25 protein-coding genes and 1 riboswitch are annotated in these 16,797 nt (G+C 61.4%); of the genes, 12 read left to right on the top strand and 13 right to left on the bottom strand.

Annotation, left to right across the window (positions count from 1 at the left end):
• The first annotated feature begins 1 nt into the window (after position 1).
• The 3 genes from AC1GI4_RS05730 (at position 2) to AC1GI4_RS05720 (ending at position 1,870) form a co-directional block, all read left to right on the top strand.
• Positions 2-454, top strand: coding sequence for a hypothetical protein (locus AC1GI4_RS05730; protein ID WP_479628898.1), 453 nt, complete (start codon positions 2-4; stop codon positions 452-454).
• Between the two features lie 77 nt (positions 455-531).
• A complete protein-coding gene (locus AC1GI4_RS05725) occupies positions 532-1,446 on the top strand; it encodes an endonuclease/exonuclease/phosphatase family protein (protein WP_479628897.1) in 915 nt (304 codons plus the stop codon).
• Positions 1,447-1,558: 112 nt separating this feature from the next.
• Positions 1,559-1,870 carry a hypothetical protein gene (locus AC1GI4_RS05720; RefSeq protein ID WP_479628896.1) on the top strand — a complete coding sequence of 104 codons (312 nt, stop codon included), beginning with the start codon at positions 1,559-1,561 and terminating at the stop codon, positions 1,868-1,870.
• Positions 1,871-1,966: 96 nt separating this feature from the next.
• Here AC1GI4_RS05720 and AC1GI4_RS05715 read toward each other — a convergent pair whose 3' ends face one another.
• A complete protein-coding gene (locus tag AC1GI4_RS05715) occupies positions 1,967-2,302 on the bottom strand; it encodes a hypothetical protein (RefSeq protein ID WP_479628895.1) in 336 nt (111 codons plus the stop codon).
• Between the two features lie 228 nt (positions 2,303-2,530).
• Between AC1GI4_RS05715 and AC1GI4_RS05710 the strand changes: the two genes are divergently transcribed.
• The 5 genes from AC1GI4_RS05710 to AC1GI4_RS05690 all read left to right on the top strand — a co-directional run bounded on the left by AC1GI4_RS05710 (position 2,531) and on the right by AC1GI4_RS05690 (position 7,041).
• Positions 2,531-2,725, top strand: a complete 195-nt coding sequence (locus AC1GI4_RS05710; RefSeq protein WP_479628894.1) for a hypothetical protein — start codon at positions 2,531-2,533, stop codon at positions 2,723-2,725.
• 222 nt (positions 2,726-2,947) lie between these two features.
• The gene (locus tag AC1GI4_RS05705; RefSeq protein WP_479628893.1) at positions 2,948-3,391 is read left to right on the top strand and encodes a hypothetical protein; all 444 of its coding nucleotides are present in this window, start codon (positions 2,948-2,950) and stop codon (positions 3,389-3,391) included.
• Between the two features lie 247 nt (positions 3,392-3,638).
• The gene (locus AC1GI4_RS05700) at positions 3,639-5,441 is read left to right on the top strand and encodes a methyl-accepting chemotaxis protein (RefSeq protein ID WP_479628892.1); all 1,803 of its coding nucleotides are present in this window, start codon (positions 3,639-3,641) and stop codon (positions 5,439-5,441) included.
• Positions 5,442-5,561: 120 nt separating this feature from the next.
• A complete protein-coding gene (locus tag AC1GI4_RS05695) occupies positions 5,562-6,188 on the top strand; it encodes an SOS response-associated peptidase family protein (protein ID WP_479628891.1) in 627 nt (208 codons plus the stop codon).
• Between the two features lie 100 nt (positions 6,189-6,288).
• A riboswitch (yybP-ykoY riboswitch) is annotated at positions 6,289-6,462 on the top strand.
• Positions 6,445-7,041 carry a manganese efflux pump MntP gene (locus AC1GI4_RS05690; RefSeq protein WP_479628890.1) on the top strand — a complete coding sequence of 199 codons (597 nt, stop codon included), beginning with the start codon at positions 6,445-6,447 and terminating at the stop codon, positions 7,039-7,041. Its footprint overlaps the riboswitch before it by 18 nt.
• Before the next feature lie 160 nt (positions 7,042-7,201).
• Here AC1GI4_RS05690 and AC1GI4_RS05685 read toward each other — a convergent pair whose 3' ends face one another.
• From AC1GI4_RS05685 to AC1GI4_RS05670, 4 genes are all read right to left on the bottom strand, one after another.
• Positions 7,202-7,411, bottom strand: coding sequence for a hypothetical protein (locus AC1GI4_RS05685; RefSeq protein WP_479628889.1), 210 nt, complete (start codon positions 7,409-7,411; stop codon positions 7,202-7,204).
• A gap of 104 nt (positions 7,412-7,515) precedes the next feature.
• Positions 7,516-8,784: a Y-family DNA polymerase gene (locus AC1GI4_RS05680; RefSeq protein WP_479628888.1), complete on the bottom strand. Its 1,269-nt coding sequence runs from the start codon at positions 8,782-8,784 to the stop codon at positions 7,516-7,518.
• A complete protein-coding gene (locus AC1GI4_RS05675; RefSeq protein ID WP_479628887.1) occupies positions 8,781-9,215 on the bottom strand; it encodes a LexA family protein in 435 nt (144 codons plus the stop codon). Before AC1GI4_RS05675 ends, AC1GI4_RS05680 begins: the two co-directional genes overlap by 4 nt.
• The gene (locus AC1GI4_RS05670; RefSeq protein ID WP_479628886.1) at positions 9,212-9,475 is read right to left on the bottom strand and encodes a hypothetical protein; all 264 of its coding nucleotides are present in this window, start codon (positions 9,473-9,475) and stop codon (positions 9,212-9,214) included. The genes AC1GI4_RS05675 and AC1GI4_RS05670 overlap by 4 nt, the downstream gene beginning before the upstream one ends.
• A 365-nt stretch (positions 9,476-9,840) precedes the next feature.
• Between AC1GI4_RS05670 and AC1GI4_RS05665 the strand changes: the two genes are divergently transcribed.
• Entirely contained in the window at positions 9,841-10,344 is a 504-nt protein-coding gene (locus tag AC1GI4_RS05665; protein WP_479628885.1) for an antitoxin Xre-like helix-turn-helix domain-containing protein, read from the top strand.
• A 1-nt stretch (position 10,345) separates the two neighbouring features.
• Entirely contained in the window at positions 10,346-11,086 is a 741-nt protein-coding gene (locus AC1GI4_RS05660; RefSeq protein WP_479628884.1) for an RES family NAD+ phosphorylase, read from the top strand.
• Between the two features lie 855 nt (positions 11,087-11,941).
• Here the strand turns inward: AC1GI4_RS05660 and AC1GI4_RS05655 are convergent.
• Complete coding sequence (locus AC1GI4_RS05655; protein ID WP_206362465.1) at positions 11,942-12,232, bottom strand: hypothetical protein; 291 nt, start codon at positions 12,230-12,232, stop codon at positions 11,942-11,944.
• On the opposite strand from AC1GI4_RS05655, the gene AC1GI4_RS05650 reads away from it, so the two are divergent.
• Positions 12,231-12,908, top strand: a complete 678-nt coding sequence (locus AC1GI4_RS05650) for a hypothetical protein (RefSeq protein ID WP_479628883.1) — start codon at positions 12,231-12,233, stop codon at positions 12,906-12,908. The genes AC1GI4_RS05655 and AC1GI4_RS05650 overlap by 2 nt on opposite strands.
• 18 nt (positions 12,909-12,926) lie before the next feature.
• Here AC1GI4_RS05650 and AC1GI4_RS05645 read toward each other — a convergent pair whose 3' ends face one another.
• The 7 genes from AC1GI4_RS05645 to AC1GI4_RS05615 form a co-directional block, all read right to left on the bottom strand.
• Positions 12,927-13,424 carry a hypothetical protein gene (locus tag AC1GI4_RS05645; protein ID WP_479628882.1) on the bottom strand — a complete coding sequence of 166 codons (498 nt, stop codon included), beginning with the start codon at positions 13,422-13,424 and terminating at the stop codon, positions 12,927-12,929.
• Between the two features lie 82 nt (positions 13,425-13,506).
• Complete coding sequence (locus AC1GI4_RS05640) at positions 13,507-13,776, bottom strand: hypothetical protein (protein ID WP_479628881.1); 270 nt, start codon at positions 13,774-13,776, stop codon at positions 13,507-13,509.
• Positions 13,773-14,003 carry a hypothetical protein gene (locus AC1GI4_RS05635; protein WP_479628880.1) on the bottom strand — a complete coding sequence of 77 codons (231 nt, stop codon included), beginning with the start codon at positions 14,001-14,003 and terminating at the stop codon, positions 13,773-13,775. The genes AC1GI4_RS05640 and AC1GI4_RS05635 overlap by 4 nt, the downstream gene beginning before the upstream one ends.
• Position 14,004: 1 nt before the next feature.
• Positions 14,005-14,736 (bottom strand): hypothetical protein, encoded by a 732-nt coding sequence (locus AC1GI4_RS05630; protein WP_479628879.1) that lies wholly within the window; start codon positions 14,734-14,736, stop codon positions 14,005-14,007.
• A 3-nt stretch (positions 14,737-14,739) separates the two neighbouring features.
• Entirely contained in the window at positions 14,740-15,363 is a 624-nt protein-coding gene (locus AC1GI4_RS05625; protein WP_058744695.1) for a hypothetical protein, read from the bottom strand.
• A 3-nt stretch (positions 15,364-15,366) separates the two neighbouring features.
• On the bottom strand, positions 15,367-15,909 hold the full coding sequence (locus AC1GI4_RS05620) for a hypothetical protein (RefSeq protein WP_479628878.1): 543 nt from the start codon (positions 15,907-15,909) through the stop codon (positions 15,367-15,369).
• A gap of 30 nt (positions 15,910-15,939) precedes the next feature.
• The gene (locus tag AC1GI4_RS05615) at positions 15,940-16,314 is read right to left on the bottom strand and encodes a hypothetical protein (protein WP_479628877.1); all 375 of its coding nucleotides are present in this window, start codon (positions 16,312-16,314) and stop codon (positions 15,940-15,942) included.
• A 134-nt stretch (positions 16,315-16,448) separates the two neighbouring features.
• Between AC1GI4_RS05615 and AC1GI4_RS05610 the strand changes: the two genes are divergently transcribed.
• The gene (locus tag AC1GI4_RS05610; protein WP_479628876.1) at positions 16,449-16,697 is read left to right on the top strand and encodes a helix-turn-helix domain-containing protein; all 249 of its coding nucleotides are present in this window, start codon (positions 16,449-16,451) and stop codon (positions 16,695-16,697) included.
• Positions 16,698-16,797 lie beyond the last annotated feature (100 nt).

The following is a 16,797-nucleotide window of genomic DNA, read 5'->3' as shown; positions in this document are numbered from 1 at the left end:
TATGATGCAAAACATCGATACCTCTTTGCCAACCCAGCTTGCCGAACTTCGTAAAGCGGTAGCGTCGCTGATTGCCCAACTGACGGCGTTGCAGTCACAGCGTCATGCAGGGGATGAGATCGAACACGAGTCAGTCAAAGCCCGAAAATTGTATGCCGAGAGACGGCGTCGCGGGAAGCATTTTGAGCGTACCGATGCCATTTTTGGCGAGCCCGCATGGGACATACTCCTCGACCTCTTCATTGCATATGAGGACGGAAAATCGCAGTCGGTCAGTACGACGTGCATTGGGGCCTGCGTGCCCCAGACGACCGGGTTGCGCTGGATCGCCGTGCTAGAGCGGGAGGGCTTGGTGCATTCATGGACTGGCGAACGGGATGGACGCTATCGGATGATTGGTCTCACGCCATCCGGGGTAGAGAGGATGGTGCGGTACCTAAAGGACTGCCGCTGAGTGAGTAGCGGGCTCGTCGAGATTGTTGGGGCAGTAGACTTATTGTGCCCCGACGCATGCCTTGGCACACATCGGGCATGATGATCCGCTCCGTCGTTATTGCATCTCTCCTCGCTGGCTTGGCGTCCTGCACCATCCCACAGATCACTCCCCGTGATGGTACCGAGGGCGCGATCGCAACCCGCCCGCTCAAGGTGGCGTCCTGGAACCTGGAGTTCCTGGCGGAGAAGGACGGGGCAGGATGCGAGCCGCGAACCGACGCGGATTATGCAGCCATGCGTCAGATCGTGGATACGCTTGATGCTGACGTGATCGCTTTCCAAGAGGCGGAGAACGAAGCGGCGGCGGCGCGTGTGTTCAACCCGAGCCGCTACACCATCGTGATGGAGAAGCGCCCCGGCGCCGCGTCGGGCAGTTGTGGCGGCAAGCAGCCGCAGCAGCAGTTTATCCGCCAAGCCGTTGGGTTCGCGATCAGGAAGGGTATCGCGTTCGACCACAATCCGGACGTCACGGCCCTACAGCTCGGCAACCCGCAGTTGCGCTCGGGGGTCGATGTCCGCGTGAGGGCGCCGGGACATCAGCCTGTCCGCTTGCTGGCGGTCCATCTGAAGTCCGGCTGCTTTCACGGCGACCGCGCTCAGGCCTGTGGCGTCCTGCAGCAGCAGGTGCCGGTGCTGGAGGATTGGATTGACCGAGCGTCCGTCGGGCCGGATCGGTTTATTGTCCTGGGGGACTGGAACCGTCGCCTTGCTGAACCTGCCGACGCAGTTTGGACTGAACTGGACGATGGCAGTCCCGCCAACGCCGATCTGCGGCTGGCTGATGAGGGTGTGACGCCACGGTGCGATCCCCGGTATCGCTCGTTCATCGATCACATCGTCTTTGATCGTCGAGCGGCGGGACAGGCGAGCGGTTTCGCTGAGACAACCTATGCGTCGGGCCAGAAGCACCTGTCGGACCATTGTCCGGTTAGCGCGCTATTGGCCGATTGAATTAAGGGGGCCTGCCGTCCGCCCTAGCCGACGACGTCTGGGAAGTGGCGGATGGCTAGTTTTGGTGGAAAGCTGCCGTTGCGGATGATCAAGGGCGGGCTACAACGCCTTCATGCTCTGGAACGTCATAGACAAACGCACCCGCCCTTATCGTTGGCGCGAGGTCAATGCGATCGTGGAAGCGGTCGAGCACGACAATAGTTGTCATGATGCCGATCAAGCACCGGAGAGCGATCCGTCGCTGGTGGTAGATTATGATGCGCTAGAAGCCGTTTCGGTCCAGGAGGCGATAGCTTGGGCAAACGCGCAGCGGTGCCCGGTTACATTATACCTCTATGACCTCGGTGGTGGCTTCACCAGCGACGAGCACTTCAACGAAATGGGCAAGCGCTTTCCCGGCAACGACGCAACCCCCGCGGATTGAGCGGCCGAAGTTGGGCGATAGCGGAATGTCTGCTCGGGGAGGCAGAATGACTGGCAGTTTTCCCAAATAGGTCCTGTGCTGCGTTGAACGACGACGTCAATTGCGGCGAGCGAGCCGACGCATTCGATAAGCCTGCCAGCCTAGGAAGACCGCCAGCGTTCCTTGAATTGCTAGGTCAATCCAAAAGCCGCTTGGATCATCCGCTCGAACGGCCATTCCTCCCGTGCGATGATGGACGATTCCCGTAGAAATTTCCCATCCCATGCTTCCAGCGATCACGACGGCAGCCAACGCAAGCAATCCCACAAAAAACCTGTAGATCAGGTAATCGGAATCGTTTGCTGGGCCGGACATCAGCGAAGGATGGTCGGTGCCAGAACACAAAGCAAGAATGAGAACGGCCGGATTTGGGCGCCCTTGCCATGACGCCATCGGCATACGCCCAACCTCTGGTACGCGCTCGACATCGATAATAGCATCGCGCTGCCCGACTCACGGGTAGGAGAAGACCAATGCGCTCGCTTGCCGTTATCGCATCCGCTCTTTCGCTCATCGCCGTCGCCACGCCATCGATCGCTGCACCATGTCGCGACGCGAAGGGCAAATTCGTGAAGTGCCCTGAGGCGGCCGCACCGAAGGCCACGCGCTGCAAGGCCGCGAATGGGCGGTTCGCTAAGTGCGGAACGCCTGGTGCGAAGCCGATCAAGTAACCCGCCGATCAGCAAGTGGCGCAGCGTTCTGGACTGGATTCAGATCTGCGCCCTTGCGCTGATCATGGGCTTGCCGGTGATCATCGCAATTGCCGGTTACGTCAGGCGTGCCATTCCGGTCATAGTGGCGGCATTGGACAGTTGACTAAACGTCGGTCCTAAATCCTAATCCCCGTAATGCTTCGCGAGCCGCGAATCAGAAACGGGGGGATGCCTAATGTTAAAGTATTGCCTGGCGGGCGCCATTGCGCTCGCTTCTGTCGCTACGCACGCGCAAGTTGCTCAGCCAACGCCTATCGCCGCTCCTGTTGCCAGCGCCGCCGTCCTGCGCGTCGGAACCGAGGTTCCTCTTCGCCTTTCTGAAGAGTTGACCACCAAGGGCAAGCAGCTACGCGTCGGGCAGCGCTTTCACCTTGAAACGGCCGAGCCGGTCGTCGTGAACGGCGTCACCGTCATTCCGGCTGGCAGCCCCGCAATGGGTGAGATCACCGACGTCCGTAACAAGGGCATGTGGGGCAAGTCGGGTCACCTTGCGGGCCGCGTCCTGTTCGTGACGGTCAACGGTCGCCAAATCCGCATGTCGGGTGCCTTCGACGACAAGGGCGTGACGGGGACGGCTGGCGTCGTTGGGGCGATTGCCTTGGTGCCGGTGGCAGGCTTCTTGATGACCGGCACCAGTGCCAAGGTCCCGGCCGGGTCGATCGTAAAGAGCTTCGTAGACGAGGACGTGCCCCTTTCGATTGCTGCCACCGCGCCGCCGCCGCTCGCGGTCAACGCGACCGTGCCGGTTGCGCCGCTGCCCGCGAAATGATTGCATGGGTCGGGGTGATAGATTGCCCCGACCTTACGCATCAGCGTCGGGCTGGCGAAAAGACGTGTGCACCCATCTGCCGTGGCATAGGCTGATTTGCTCCCGCGTCAGTATGCACCAGCCCACCTAACCGTTCTTAACTATAGTCAATATCATAAAGTTAACTCGAAGGCAGGCAGTTGGCCCTCCCTGCGCTGGGGGGCGCCAATGGATCGAAGGGACTGCCTCCGTGCAAAATCTCCGCATTTTGGGAAAGCTTATCGCATGCTTTTCCATCCTGCTGATCGCGCTCATGGGACTAGCGGCACTCGCTGTCGTTCGCTTGGGCGATATGCGGGACGTTGCGGTCAATCTGGGCGGCGAGCAGCGTGCCCAACTCGAGGCGATCGCGGTCATCAATGCCAGCACGGCGACCTATCGCGCCACGATCGGCCAGCATTTGTTGTCCGTCACCCCGGAGGACCGGGCGGTGGCACAGCGGCGGATCGACGAGCTTCGCGACCAGATCGCGGAGCGGACGCGCTGGCTTCGGCCCCGGCTGGCGAATGACGAGACGCGCAATGCGCTCGATACCTTCGTGCGCGACTGGAACGAATATCGCAGCCATGCGGAGGAAACTTCGCGAGCGGCGGCGATCGGGTCGCCCCAGGCTATTGCGCTTTTCCGGGTCGCGCGGCCCTATTTCGTCACGGCGAACAAGGCCGCCGACACGATGCGCGTGAAGCAGTCGCAGGCGATCGACGCGCTGGTGGCCGAGGCGAAGGACAATTATCAGACCAGTGAACGGATCGTAATCGGCACCGTAATCGGCGTCGCCCTGCTGACCATGGCTATGTTGATGCTGCTGGTTCGCCTGATCGCACGGCCGGTTGGTGCGATGAGCGGCCTGCTGGGCAAGCTGGCGGCGGGCGAGCGATCCGTCGCGATCCCCGCGAACGACGCGCGAGACGAAGTCGGCGACATGATGCGCGCCGCCGCCACGCTGCGCGATCAGCTGGCGCAGGCGGATCGGCAAAAGGACGAACAGGCGGCGCTCATAGTTTCGACGATCGGGGCGGGGATGCAGGCCCTGGCCGCCGGGGATCTGACCGCCCGGATCGATGTCGCACTGGATGAACCCTTTGCATCGCTGGCCAGCGACTTCAACAACGCCATGGCTCAGGTTGAGCAGGCGATGATCGCGGTGAGTGGTGTTTCCGAAGGCCTTCGTGCGGCCTCAGGAGAGATACGTTCAGCGTCCGAGGACTTGTCCCAGCGCACTGAGCAGCAGGCCGCCAGCCTGGAGGAGACTGCCGCCTCAATGCAGCAAATCACGGACATGGTCGGGCGTTCGGCATCTGACGCAAAACGTGCGGATACGGTGGCAGCAGACGCCAGCAGCGCTGCGCAAAACGGTGGGCAGGTCGTACGCGATGCAGTCGCAGCGATGAGCGGTATCGAGCGGTCCAGCCATGAGATCTCTGAAATAATCAGCGTGATCGATGGCATCGCGTTCCAGACCAATTTGTTGGCGCTGAATGCCGGAGTCGAGGCGGCGCGTGCCGGTGACGCGGGCAAGGGCTTCGCTGTGGTCGCCTCGGAAGTTCGTGCGCTGGCGCAGCGCTCGGCAGATGCGGCCAAGGATGTGAAGTCGCGGATCGTCGCCAGCAACGAGCAGATTGAAACAGGTGTCGAACTGGTGGCGGAGACGGGGCGCTCGCTCGATCAGATCATCGGTCGAGTCCAAGAGATCACCGCCCTGATCAACAGCTTGGCCAACTCGGCTGAACAGCAGGCTGGCGGCTTGGGTCAGGTCAATGTTGCGGTCGAGGAGATGGACGGCGTGACCCAGCGTAACGCGGCTATGGTTGAAGAAACCACCGCCGCGGCTCGCGAACTGACGGACAAGGCGGACGAGCTGGCGGGACATGTCGCTCGCTTCCGGATTGGCGCTTCGGGGATCCGTGCGACCCAGGCCGCTGTCTCACCGAGTCGGCTGGCCCCGAAACCTGCAATGCGTCTCGTCTCCGGCGGCGGCTTAGCAGTTTCCGAGGATTGGTCGGAATTTTGAACAGCCTAGAGGCCCGGCGGCATCGGGGCTGCCGGGCCTCATGCTAGCCTAAACCCAAGGGAAACAGACCCTTAGCAGAGCGTTGAAGCGGCTTGCGGTAACCCAGGGGCAGTCGAGCACATGTGTAACCGAGCCCGATTTGATGGAGAGCCGCAGGCGATATTCCAGTCGGCCGCCAAGCTCTTCGAGGAGCGTCCTCGCGACAATCGCTTCCACCCGCAGGAATTGCGTCCGAAGGCGCGATCCTATGTGATCCGGGAGCAGGATGGCGAGCGCGCTTGGGACGTCATGTCCTGGGACGTACTGGGCGGGAAAGCGCCGTACCCCATGACCAACGTAAGAAACCTGGAACTGCCGCAGTGGCGCCGCCTAGCCGCTGATCCCGCGAACCGCTGCATCATCCCGCTTACAGAGTTTTGCGAGTTCACCCCCGACCGCCACAACCTAGGAGATGGCAAGCCGCCGCTAAAAGGCGAGATGTGGTTCAGCGTCACCGACCAGCCGACTTTCGCGGTCGCGGGGTTCTGGCAGCAGACGGCTGAGGGCCGGTCGTTCGCGATGGTTACCTGCGACGCGAACGAACTGGTCGAGCCCATTCACCCAAAGGCGATGATCACCGTCTTACGTCCTGAGGATGTGACGACATGGCTGCGCGCACCGGCAGAACAAGCGGTGACGCTCCAGCGCCCGTACCGTGCGGATCGAATGAAAGTGCGTGGGCCCGTGTTTCCAACGAGGGAACGTTAGGACCAGGCCGCCGAGCATGTGGCCAGCATTTGCTCTCGATTAATCGGATAGAATTGATCGTATTTATCGTCTAGAGACGATAGGCGTTACCAGATATTGGGCCTGCGTCCTTGGGGAGTAGCTACCCGCAGTAGCGGGGTTGCCGTCAACATCCTTGAGCCATCGGCTCGTGGCGGTAGCAGCAGGTTCGTCCTGCCCGGCGAGACCAATGATGCAGCACTCCGCTTTGTGGCCACGGGTGCATGCATCGTTTGGTTTGCTGGCCCTGAGTAATGACGTGATGCCCGGAATTTTGACGCTTGGCGCTTTGGGCGCAAGCCTGTCTGTCGATGCTTTCGCGGCCTCGTTGAGCAAAGGGGCGACCGAAGGACGAGCCCGCCTTCGTGATGCGGTAAAAGTCGGCATTGTGTTCGGGTTTTTCGAGGCTCTGACGCCTGCACTCGGCTGGCTGCTTGGCTTTGCGTTGAATGACTGGATTGCCGATTACGACCATTGGGTCGCGTTCACGCTACTGTTCGCGGTTGGCGCCTATACGATCCGGGAAGCCTGGACGAGTGAAGGCGATGCGCACCAAATTGACAGCGAAACCAAGCCCAGCATGCTCCGGCTCGCTGCAACGGCGATCGCAACGAGCGTCGACGCGGCGGCCGTCGGTGTGACCCTGGCCCTTATGGACGTCAACATTTGGGCTGCCTGCATGGTCATTGGCGGGACGACGACGTTGATGGCGACCATCGGCGTCATGCTGGGCAAGCATATTGGTCCTTACCTTGGTCGGTACGCTGGCATCCTAGGCGGCTTTGTCCTGATCGTCATCGGCGGATTAATCCTGGCTCAGCATCTGTCATCTTGATCAGAAGAGCGGGACGGGGTCGCGGGGCGTGGCCGTATTTACGTCTCGCTATTATGCGGCTGGGCACTGGATAGCCGGTCAACAGCTCATTGGTCGAGCCATGTCGCGAATGACGCCCGCTGTCCGAAGCATGGCGTTCTGCAACCAATTGCCCGTTCACCTAGCGAACGGCTGCCTCGGCTATCGCAACGGTTGCAGCCCTGCCTCTCCGGCGTTCCATTTCCTGTGCGGGCGACGCGCCCTGTCCGAACGACGACTTGGCGGCGGTCTGCGGCTTGAACCGCTGGTCCAAGTACCCGACCGCGATCGAGCCGCCCAGTACCGTGGCACCAATTATGCCCACACCGAGGAAACCTGTGCTGCGTCTCATGCGACCACTCCCAGATCGGTACAAGGAATTGTAGGTTAGAGGCTGGGGAAACGGCGCAGTCTGGGGCAGGGTCCGTGCGACACGTTTTGTTACAGCGTCGTGCATCACGCGCGAACTGTTGGCACCTCATCGATCCGCGTCGTCCACGCCGGTGATCGCATTTCTGACCGAAGCCGCCACTGCCGCTTGAAGCCCTGTCCAGCGGTGACCGCAGTGAAAGTCCCGAAGCGCCCGTTCACCTCGTCGAGCGCAGCCATCAGACGGTCCCGCTTTTCCGTAACGGCCTCAAATAGCGTTCGGGGGCGATCAGTCGCCGCCACCAAGTCGTCGAGCAAGATCCCGGCCTTCGTATAGGCGTATCCATCCCGCCAGGCTCGCTCGGCACAACGTCGAGCGGCAGCGATCAATTCCAGGCTATCGCTCGTCATCGGATGCAGCGTCACCGCGCGGGACCCGGCATACTGTGGCCGGTCGGGCTTGTGCTTGTTGGTATGGAAGAACGCCGTCAGTCGCCCTGCGACGAGGCCATGGTTGCGCAGCTTCTCTCCAGCCCGCAGCGCATATTGGGATAGCGCGCCCATCAGGCCATCGAAGTCAGTCACAGGCGTCCCGAAGGACCGCGTGACGGCCATGCCCTTCCGCTGCGGCTCGACCGCCTCAACAGCGTCAGCGGGGATGCCGCGCAGCTCAGCGACCAGTCGCTCTAGGACTACCGTACCTACGCCCCGAGCCTGCTTCATGGGCATATCCCGAAGCCCGGCGGCGGTGGTTACGCCCAGCGCTGCCAGCTTTAGCGCCGTGGCCTTGCCGACACCCCATACGTCACCGACTGGGAAAGCCCGCATGACGTCCTGGCGCAGACGTTCGTCCCGAAGGTCAGCGACGCCACTGAAGGGCGGCTGCTTCTTCGCAGCGGCATTGGCCAGCTTGGCTAGCGTCTTGGTATGCGCGATGCCGACGCACGTCGGAATCGTCGTCCAGCGCAGAACCTGAGCGCGGAGGCGATGGGCATGGTCGACAAGGTCGCGGTCATCGAACCCGGCTAGGTCGAGAAATATCTCGTCGATCGAGTATATCTCGAAGTCTCGGACGAACGCTTGGCAGGCAGCCAGGACGCGGCGCTGCATGTCGCCATAGAGCGTGTAATTGGACGAGCGGACCTGAATGCCGTGGCGTCGGATCAGGTCACGCAGGTGATGAGCCGGATCACCCATCTTGATGCCCAGCGCCTTCGCCTCGGCAGAGCGCGCGATCGCACAGCCGTCATTGTTGGACAGCACGATGACCGGCACGCCCACCAAGCTGGAGTCGAATGCGCGCTCGCAGCTCACATAATAGTTGTTGCAGTCGATCAGGGCGATTGGCGAGGTCATACGACCTTGCGCGCTACGCCCACCACGACGCCCCAGATCTCGACATACTCGTCGACGAGAATGTGGGAGAAGCCATCCGCCTCCGGGACAAGCCAATAGCGGCCATCCATCTGCTTCAGGCGCTTCAGCGTGCGATCACCGTGGACCAGCGCGACGACGATCGAACCTGCGCGTGCTCGCTTGGCACGGTTGACCACGATCAGGTCGCCATCAGTGATCCCGGCGCCCGCCATAGATCCGCCCTCGACCCGCATGATGTAACTGGCGGCCGGATGCTCGACGAGCCAAGCCCCCAGATCGATCGGCTCTTCCATGTCGTCCTGGGCAGGCGACGGAAAGCCCGCCGGGGTCCGGCACAGGAAAAACGGCACCTCGCGTGGGATGAGGTCGAACGGCACGTCATGCAGGCGCATCGCAGGCTGAGGTGTCACGTGACGGGAAGCGCGAGCTGTTCACCGGCGGCGGCTAGGCAGGCGCGGGCCGCCAACGCCCCATCGACTGCCTGACGGTAATGCACGGTCCCGTATCGCTCCGCTTCATCGAACACGAACTGCGCCCATTCGTCCGAGGGGTAGCAAGCCTCGTAGATAGCGCGCGCGGCTTCGCGCAGGCGGGGGTCGTGCTGCATCATGCTCATATTCCAGCGATTCGTGACCCGGCCTAGCTGGAACAAAATGCGAACATAGGTCAAGGGGGTGAGGGAGCTTGAGGGGAGTCGCGTAGCTTCAAGTGAAGGCGGCTCAGGACAGGCTGGGATCTCCATTGATACCACTGCGGGACGCAGTGTCGACATGGACAAAGACTCGCTCGTCACCCACGGGCCGCTGATCATCTAGCCCGGTAGTGATCACGAAGCGTACCAGCGAGGCGGGGCGACGGCCGTTCAAGCTGCGTTTGGTCGTCGCGGCGATCTGATACTGCCTCAGCATCTGTCGCCCTAAAGAGGGGGTGGGCAGGATTGCACCGCGCAGCCCGGTGGCCGCAAATCGATGTCGGCCTGGGCAGGCGCGTGGCTAAGAGTGGGGAGATGCCCTCTGATTGGCCCGAATCTGTCATTTGACGCTTGACATCGCGTCAGGTGATGACCATCTTCCTTTGCGGGGATTGAGGAATGTTGTCATGGCCGAGGTTGTAAAATTTGGAACGAAGGCGCCACTGACGCCTATCGATGTACAAACCTTCTCGAATGGCGATGATCGCGCTCGGCTTTCGGGCGTGGCGCTTAAGGCGTTCCGCGCAATTATTCAGCACTGGGGTCTTTCGAATAGCGAAGCTGCAGCCCTTCTGGGTGTGAGCGATAGCACTTGGGATCGCATAAAGCGTGGATCATGGGACCAGCCGTTATCCCAAGATCAAATGACCCGCGCATCCGCAGCCATTGGTGTTTACAAAGGGCTGCATCTCCTTTTCGCTGATGCCATGGCGGATCGTTGGCCTAAGCTGCCGAACAAGGGGCCGCTTTTCCAGCGGCAGAGTCCCGTCAACGCTATGATTGAGGGCGGTATTCCAATGATGCTAGAAACGCGTCGATACATTGATGCAGTGCGAGGCGGCCTGTAATATGCTGAACGGACTGACAATCACCCGGGATGCTTTGCAACGAACCGTCAGGTTGGTTACGACGGCACGACTGAGGGAGTCAGTTCTTCTCAATTTAGTCGATGCTGACGAGTTGGCTGCATTGGCTGAGATTGAAGGCGCTACGAGTAACAGACTTGTTGCTCAGACGCGTGGGACGAGTGATATTCAGTCCTATGAGTTGGTGTATGGCGTGCCGCATGCGGCATTCATCAACGCATCATTCGCATATGCGAAACCTCGTGAGCCAAACCGTTTTAACGGATCAGATCGTGGGGCTTGGTATGCCGCACTAGACGTGGATACCTGCCTTCAAGAGGTTGCATATCATTTGACGGAAGCATTGGCTGCGACCGGCGTGTTCGAGGCGACCGTCGAATATGCAGAGCTATTTGCCAGCTTTGCTGGTGAGTTTGTAGATCTACGCGGCCAGCCTGGACATGCTAGTTTGCATCCTGACAAAAGTATTGGCTATCCTGCGGGAAATGCCTTGGCCGACGCTGCGCGAGCTAAGGGTCTCAATGGCATAATATATCCGTCAGTAAGGCGTTCTGAGGGCACATGCATTGCGGCGCTCTTCCCGCATGCAGTTCAGTCCGTAGCGCAGGGCGATGTTTACAGGATGACATGGCAAGGGTCACCGAATCCCCAGATCGAAAAAGTGGATGACGGTGACGAACTGCCAGCAAAGAAAAAGGGGCACAGTATGCACCGCACCCCTTAGGAAAAGCTCTGATCAGAACGCGGCCCCTGAGAAGGGTGAGCGATCCAAAACCGAGCCTCAGTCAAGCGTCAGATAGGCGCATTCGGTTAAGGAAGCAAGAACGCCGGGCCGCATAGTGGGAGCTCTCGGATGCCCTCCACTCCTGCCCCTCCGGGCAAGAAGTGGGTGTGCGTTGCGTGGATCACCCGGGGCGGTCGCCGCATCTATGCCAAATCATATGGCAAGAAGGCGTTCTGCTTCCTGGTGGACGTGTAACGCACCCGCTTCCTGAACCGGAATTTCCAAACGGACCGCGTCAGTCGCGGCGCGGTCCGTGGCTTTCTATGATCAATTAAATTGCCGCGTATTTTGAGTCGCTTGGCGACTCAGTCGACTCAGGATACGTGGTTTGTTGATTGTTTCCGAAACGAGGAAACCCCAGCGCTGGCAGGCGCCGGGGCTTCTGATCGGGGGCAACTCTCGCGGCTTTTGGTCCGGACGCGAGAGCGGGATGTACCCCTTGGTACGGCGGAAACGTCTACACCTTGAGGTTGTGCCGTCAAGACCGGTCGTTTGCCGAACAAGGATGTAAAATGGCAAACAATATCCCCCAGCGGCCTCAGCGCCGCACTCGCTTCCCTTTGTCCGACGCGGCAATCGCTGACATCTGGGCTCGCCTCCGGGCGGGAGACAACCAGCATGACATCGCTGCCGACTATGGTACGAATCCGGGCCGTGTGTCCGAGATCAACACCGGGCGGCGGGGAAACCATGTGACCGGCTTGCCCCCGCGGTAAGTCGGAAGGCCGGTTAAACTTGAGGCTGGCTGCTACCAGCCAGCCTCATTCCTCTCGCTTCCCGGTCTTGCCCAGAGCATCAACCGATACCCAAAAGCCCCGCTAGGCAAAGGGCAGCTTCGTCATCGTCAACTCGGGCAATCACCCGCTCGCCATTGTTTGACGCTTCGAAGAGAAAATATCCCGCCCAGTCCATAGGCTGAGGATCGAGCCCGGCCGCACGGCGAGATGTCATCGGTGCCAATGTCAGGCTCTTGCCGGTTGGTGATGTGCCGGTAAAGTACAAGGTAGCCATAGCTTCAGGATCTCTGATGCCGGAAGAAAAAAAGACCCATAATCTGCGTCCAAACCCTGGCATGTCTATACGCATGCTGGCCGATTATATGTCGGCGTCTGAGCAGGCAAAGCGCACGCTACTTACCCGATCAAAATACCCGCCGATTGCTCCTACGATCCAACACGATGCCGCTCGTGAATCAATCATCGAGCATATGTCAAGGGGAGGCGGTGAGCACGATTTGATTGATCAGCGGATAGCGGTCTTAAAAAGCGGTTTGCAGGGCAGCCCCTTTGAGATCGAAAAGGCGGAGAACAACGCCGATTACCTCGAACGCTATCTTGCGACTGCCCCGAAGCTTCCGATCAAAGCCCAAGAGATTTTTCCGGGGGACCGGATGCCTGGGCTCGACATTGAAGGTTTCACACTTCGCTGCACGCCCCACTTTGTGCTTCGCCGGGTCACGAGAACCAATGTGCCCAAGATGGGCCTAGGATTTTTGCGATATGCGAAGGGGAAGCCGTTGCCTCTGGAGACGGCTTGCTGGCAGGGGGCAATCGCGGTTGGCTATTTGAATGCGAAGGTCCAGCAGGGCTTGGGGGAGATTGATGCCGATCGTGAGATCACGGCTGTGATTGATGTTTGGACTGGGCACTGCCATGTGGCCCCAAGCAACGCAGTTTATCGCTTCAACGAAGTCAAAGCTGCCTGTGCTGGCATTGCTCAACGATGGGTACAAATCCCACCGCCTCCGAATGCGGTCTTTTAAGCAGCCTGATTTGCGACGCTAGATTACGACCATCGCCTCGACAATGGCCTGCATCAGGACGTGACGCGGCACCGGCACCCCGACGGACACATAGCCGGGGTTCTGTGCTGACCGCGTCCCGTAGAGGTTGATCCACTTGCGCCCATGCTGCCGCCAGGCCCGCTGGAGCGGCACGACAGGCAGTAACAGGCACATCCCGGCCGGGGCATAGGCATATCCGATGAAGTCGGCTGCTAAGGGCTTCTGAATCCACCCAGGCACACGGCGCGCTTCGTCCGACCAGCGCTCCAGTAGGACGTCCGGCCAGTCGTGCATCCGCACCTTCTCGTCGACGGTATATGTCCGCCCGCAGGACAAGGTGAGCAGCCGGTCTATCCCGCCCCGCTGCGCCCATCCGTCTTCGCGCACCGCCACCGCTGACACCATGGTTGGGAACGCGCGCCGATAGAGCGGCAACCACCAATCGGCGTCCACGAAGCTCTCTGACAGCGCCAAGCTGTCCCGGAAGCGATGCACACGCGGAGAGCCCGCCGCTCGACGATCGCGAGCGACGGGCCTGTGTTCCATGCGCCGGGAAGGGACCGGCGGCTTGATCGGCTCAGGAGTGAACGTCATCCGTCTCCATGGGGTCGTCTTCCTCCAGGTCCTCGGGCTCGAGGTCCGTATCCCCGTCCAGCTCGTCCATGCGGTCGATCAGCCGTTCGGTGATCCGCGCTAGTTCGGCACGGGGCAGGGAAGGGATGGTGGCCAGCACCGCATGGGGTGATGCAACCCGGTCCAGCCGATGCCAGGGACGGCGGCGCGATCGGCGCCATGGCATCGCACGGTTGGCGCTGGGGGGCGGGGTGACGGCAGCGTGTCCCATCATGCCGCCTCCCCATAATGCCGCTGCTCGATGGTCTGGCGCACCGCTTCTGCCCGGTCAGGATGCCCAACGATCTGCGCCATGAGCGGCGTCAGGTCATCCGACGGGCAGTCCTGGATAACCAGCCACAGCTTGCGGTCAGACGTCAGAGCGTAGCCGCCGCCGATCTGGACGAGGGCGTGGAGCCAGGCTGCGGGGCTGAAGGACGTGGGGTTGGGGAGGGTGGCCATGTCAGCGTACCCCCTCATCGCCGATCGGCGCAGCATCTGGTAACCAGCGCTGAACCTGAAGGGCGTGATAGTTCAACTCAGCGGCCACCTCGCGCGTCCGCCAATCGCCGTCAGGCAGCATTTCAGCCAGCTTGGTGATGCAGTTCGGCAGTGCGACCGCGATCATCTCGTTCAGGTCCTGAAGATCACGTGGCGGTGCCTCGTCCCCGTCGCTGGCGATGAGGTCATGGTGCGCAGCCAGCCGCATAAGGACGGCCAGCACGTCAACCGCGTCCAGGGGCGGCTCGTGGATGATGGCGGACGTGAGCGCGGAATGCTGGCGACCCCATGCCCGCGACGGCATCATGTTCTTCGCGTTCTGTGGCGCGCGATCCGTTGCTTCACCCCGTTGGCCTGCACGCTCGAGCATAGCCATCAGGTCGCGGATCGGCGTGCGCGCTTCGACATGAAGCCCACCCGACAACAGCCGACGGGCGTGCAGCATCAGCCGGTTCGCGTTGTCCTCGTCGATCCCGGTCTGTCCGCCGCTCGCCATATGGGTCAGCAGGCGTTCGAACTCCGGCCAAGACGTCGGCACGGCCTGGTCTGCCCGGTCGGACGCCTCGCACATCGCTTGGGATGCCTGTTCGTACTCCGGGGTGTCGTCGGCGTCATCCGGCAGGGAGTTAAACCGATGAACGGCCTCATCGTGCGCGTCGAGAAGTACGCAGAAGGTTTCGCTGGGGGTCCTCATGGATCAGCCCTCCTTGTTCGCGATGCGGGCGGCATCAGGCAGCAGGACGTCGAGCACTGCGACGCCGTCATCCATCTGCCGGGCCATCATGAAAGCCAGCTTGGCATGAAGGTCCGCGGCCGTTTCGCAGGGGAACAGCGCCACATCCCATTCGGTGGTCGCCATGGCGTCAGCCAGCGCGTTCGAGCGGTCATAAGCGGCCCGCAGGCCAGTCTGACGTTTCAGCCGCTGTGCCTGGCGGGTTCGGTGCAGGTCGGCCGCGACGAGGCGACGCAGTTGCACGCTGCTGGGATGCCGACGGCCCGGATCACCGCGCACGATGTCCCTAGCGAAGCTGACAGCGGCGGGTTCAGCCGTCGTCCAAAAGGGGCTGTTCTTGATGTCGACCGTCACATGCGGGACGGCTTCGACCAAAGCGTCGGTGCGCGCCTTCAGCGGGTCATAGGTGGCCGTGTCGAAGTCGTCGCATTGACGCTTGGCTTCGTCTGCGGCGGCGATCAGCTTGGCCAGGGCAGGGCTGACGCCCAAACTAGCGGGCATGGTTGAGGCGACGGCCGGGACGGTGGCGGCAAGCGCGACGAGGCCAGCGCCCCCGAACAGGGCGCGACGGGTGGTTTCGGTGGTCATCGTTCAGCCCTCCGCCCGCAGTGCGTCGGCCGCGATCATCCGCAACGCCGCCTCGTCGATCGCGCAGTCTTGGAGATAGTCGAGCAAGGCGTTGATCTTGATGCCCACGGCGGCGCGGTTTGGCGCTGGCGCGGCAGCGAGTTGATAGACGGTCTCACGCTCGATCCGGACGGCCGCGTTCATCGTCTCGCCTGGGACGCCGCCCGGCGTCGCATTGTATCGCCGAACGGTTGCGTGCGCCTCAGTCCAAGCAGCGTGCGCGCGATGCCATTCGGCATGCTCGGCTTCCTGTGCCTGCGATTTGTCCGGCGGGGTCGACAGCCTGTCTTCCACCTCATCAAGGACCGTGCTGATCTCGACCAGCTTCTCGGAGGCGATCTGGTGCGTGCACCACGCGCTGAAGGCGGCATGATGCATGGGTGACGCCGGGTCATTCAGCCGCCCGACCACCTGCTCCATGAGTTCGCTGTTGGCGTTGTTCATCGTGACGATGACGCGTTCGATCGCGAGCGACATTTCGACAATGGCTGTGACGGGGTCGGTCACGGTTGCGGCGATTGCATAGCTGGTCATCGTTCAGCCCTCCCGCCCGGCTTCGCGAGCCGCTTCGATCGCATCGTTAACATTGGGTGCGTCGCAATAGGCGCCGAACACCGCGAAGTTGCCGGTCGCGTGGTAATGCTCCAGCGCCTTTTGGCCGTATGCGTCCCGGATCGCGGTCAAGCAGTCGAAGCGATAGCCGACATAGGTCCAGTACTCATCGACCGTGTTGCCGAAGCGCGGACGGTGCCATTCACCATGGGGCGGATGCGCAGCGACAGTCGCCAGGATCGCACGAGCGCGCCGGTCGGTCGTCCAGCAGGGAGTGGTGTCATTCGCAGGGGTAGGGGCGTTGATGCAATCCGCCGTCTGGACGGCAGGCGCAAGGATGCTATGCGCGGCAGTAGCCATAGTCGATCTCCTCAATAGATCGGTTGTGGTCAGGCCGGGGTGGGGAGGTAGGATGCCCCATCTCGGCTGACTGATAGTTTTTATATCACCAGTATTTCTGGCAATCAAGCTCAAAGTGATCTAATAAATATCACATGATGACCGTCGAGCAGTGCCGGGCCGCGCGATCCCTTTTAGGTTGGTCCGCTCAAGAACTTGCTGACCGAGCTGGCATCGGCGTCGCGACAGTGCGCCGCTACGAGGGGGGCAATCCGATCGCAGACATTTCGCTTGCGGCGTTGTCCGGCGCGCTTGCTTCCGCCGGTGTCACGCTAATCGGGGCGGATCAAAAATCGACATCCGGTGGCGTCGGTGTCCGCTTGGCGAAGTCTGAAACTGACTGACCTGGCAGCCGCCGCCAAGCAGGCCAAGCGTAGGCAATTTACCGCATTATCATGAAGTTGATCTGGCAAAATTGAACGCTGGCGCGCTTGAGGTATTTCG

The sequence above is a fragment of the Sphingomonas sp. 77B genome, from assembly GCF_056497825.1.
This window is presented reverse-complemented; position numbering and strand designations above follow the sequence as displayed.

Bases quoted from the DNA above. Each gene is read 5' to 3' on its own strand.
- AC1GI4_RS05730 (WP_479628898.1), top strand. From the start codon at position 2: ATGATGCAAAACATCGATACCTCTTTGCCAACCCAGCTTGCCGAACTT.
- AC1GI4_RS05725 (WP_479628897.1), top strand. From the start codon at position 532: ATGATGATCCGCTCCGTCGTTATTGCATCTCTCCTCGCTGGCTTGGCG.
- AC1GI4_RS05720 (WP_479628896.1), top strand. From the start codon at position 1,559: ATGCTCTGGAACGTCATAGACAAACGCACCCGCCCTTATCGTTGGCGC.
- AC1GI4_RS05715 (WP_479628895.1), bottom strand. From the start codon at position 2,302: ATGGCGTCATGGCAAGGGCGCCCAAATCCGGCCGTTCTCATTCTTGCT.
- AC1GI4_RS05710 (WP_479628894.1), top strand. From the start codon at position 2,531: ATGGGCGGTTCGCTAAGTGCGGAACGCCTGGTGCGAAGCCGATCAAGT.
- AC1GI4_RS05695 (WP_479628891.1), top strand. From the start codon at position 5,562: ATGTGTAACCGAGCCCGATTTGATGGAGAGCCGCAGGCGATATTCCAG.
- AC1GI4_RS05685 (WP_479628889.1), bottom strand. From the start codon at position 7,411: ATGAGACGCAGCACAGGTTTCCTCGGTGTGGGCATAATTGGTGCCACG.
- AC1GI4_RS05680 (WP_479628888.1), bottom strand. From the start codon at position 8,784: ATGACCTCGCCAATCGCCCTGATCGACTGCAACAACTATTATGTGAGC.
- AC1GI4_RS05660 (WP_479628884.1), top strand. From the start codon at position 10,346: ATGCTGAACGGACTGACAATCACCCGGGATGCTTTGCAACGAACCGTC.
- AC1GI4_RS05650 (WP_479628883.1), top strand. From the start codon at position 12,231: ATGCTGGCCGATTATATGTCGGCGTCTGAGCAGGCAAAGCGCACGCTA.
- AC1GI4_RS05655 (WP_206362465.1), bottom strand. From the start codon at position 12,232: ATGCGTATAGACATGCCAGGGTTTGGACGCAGATTATGGGTCTTTTTT.
- AC1GI4_RS05640 (WP_479628881.1), bottom strand. From the start codon at position 13,776: ATGATGGGACACGCTGCCGTCACCCCGCCCCCCAGCGCCAACCGTGCG.
- AC1GI4_RS05635 (WP_479628880.1), bottom strand. From the start codon at position 14,003: ATGGCCACCCTCCCCAACCCCACGTCCTTCAGCCCCGCAGCCTGGCTC.
- AC1GI4_RS05630 (WP_479628879.1), bottom strand. From the start codon at position 14,736: ATGAGGACCCCCAGCGAAACCTTCTGCGTACTTCTCGACGCGCACGAT.
- AC1GI4_RS05625 (WP_058744695.1), bottom strand. From the start codon at position 15,363: ATGACCACCGAAACCACCCGTCGCGCCCTGTTCGGGGGCGCTGGCCTC.
- AC1GI4_RS05615 (WP_479628877.1), bottom strand. From the start codon at position 16,314: ATGGCTACTGCCGCGCATAGCATCCTTGCGCCTGCCGTCCAGACGGCG.
- AC1GI4_RS05610 (WP_479628876.1), top strand. From the start codon at position 16,449: ATGATGACCGTCGAGCAGTGCCGGGCCGCGCGATCCCTTTTAGGTTGG.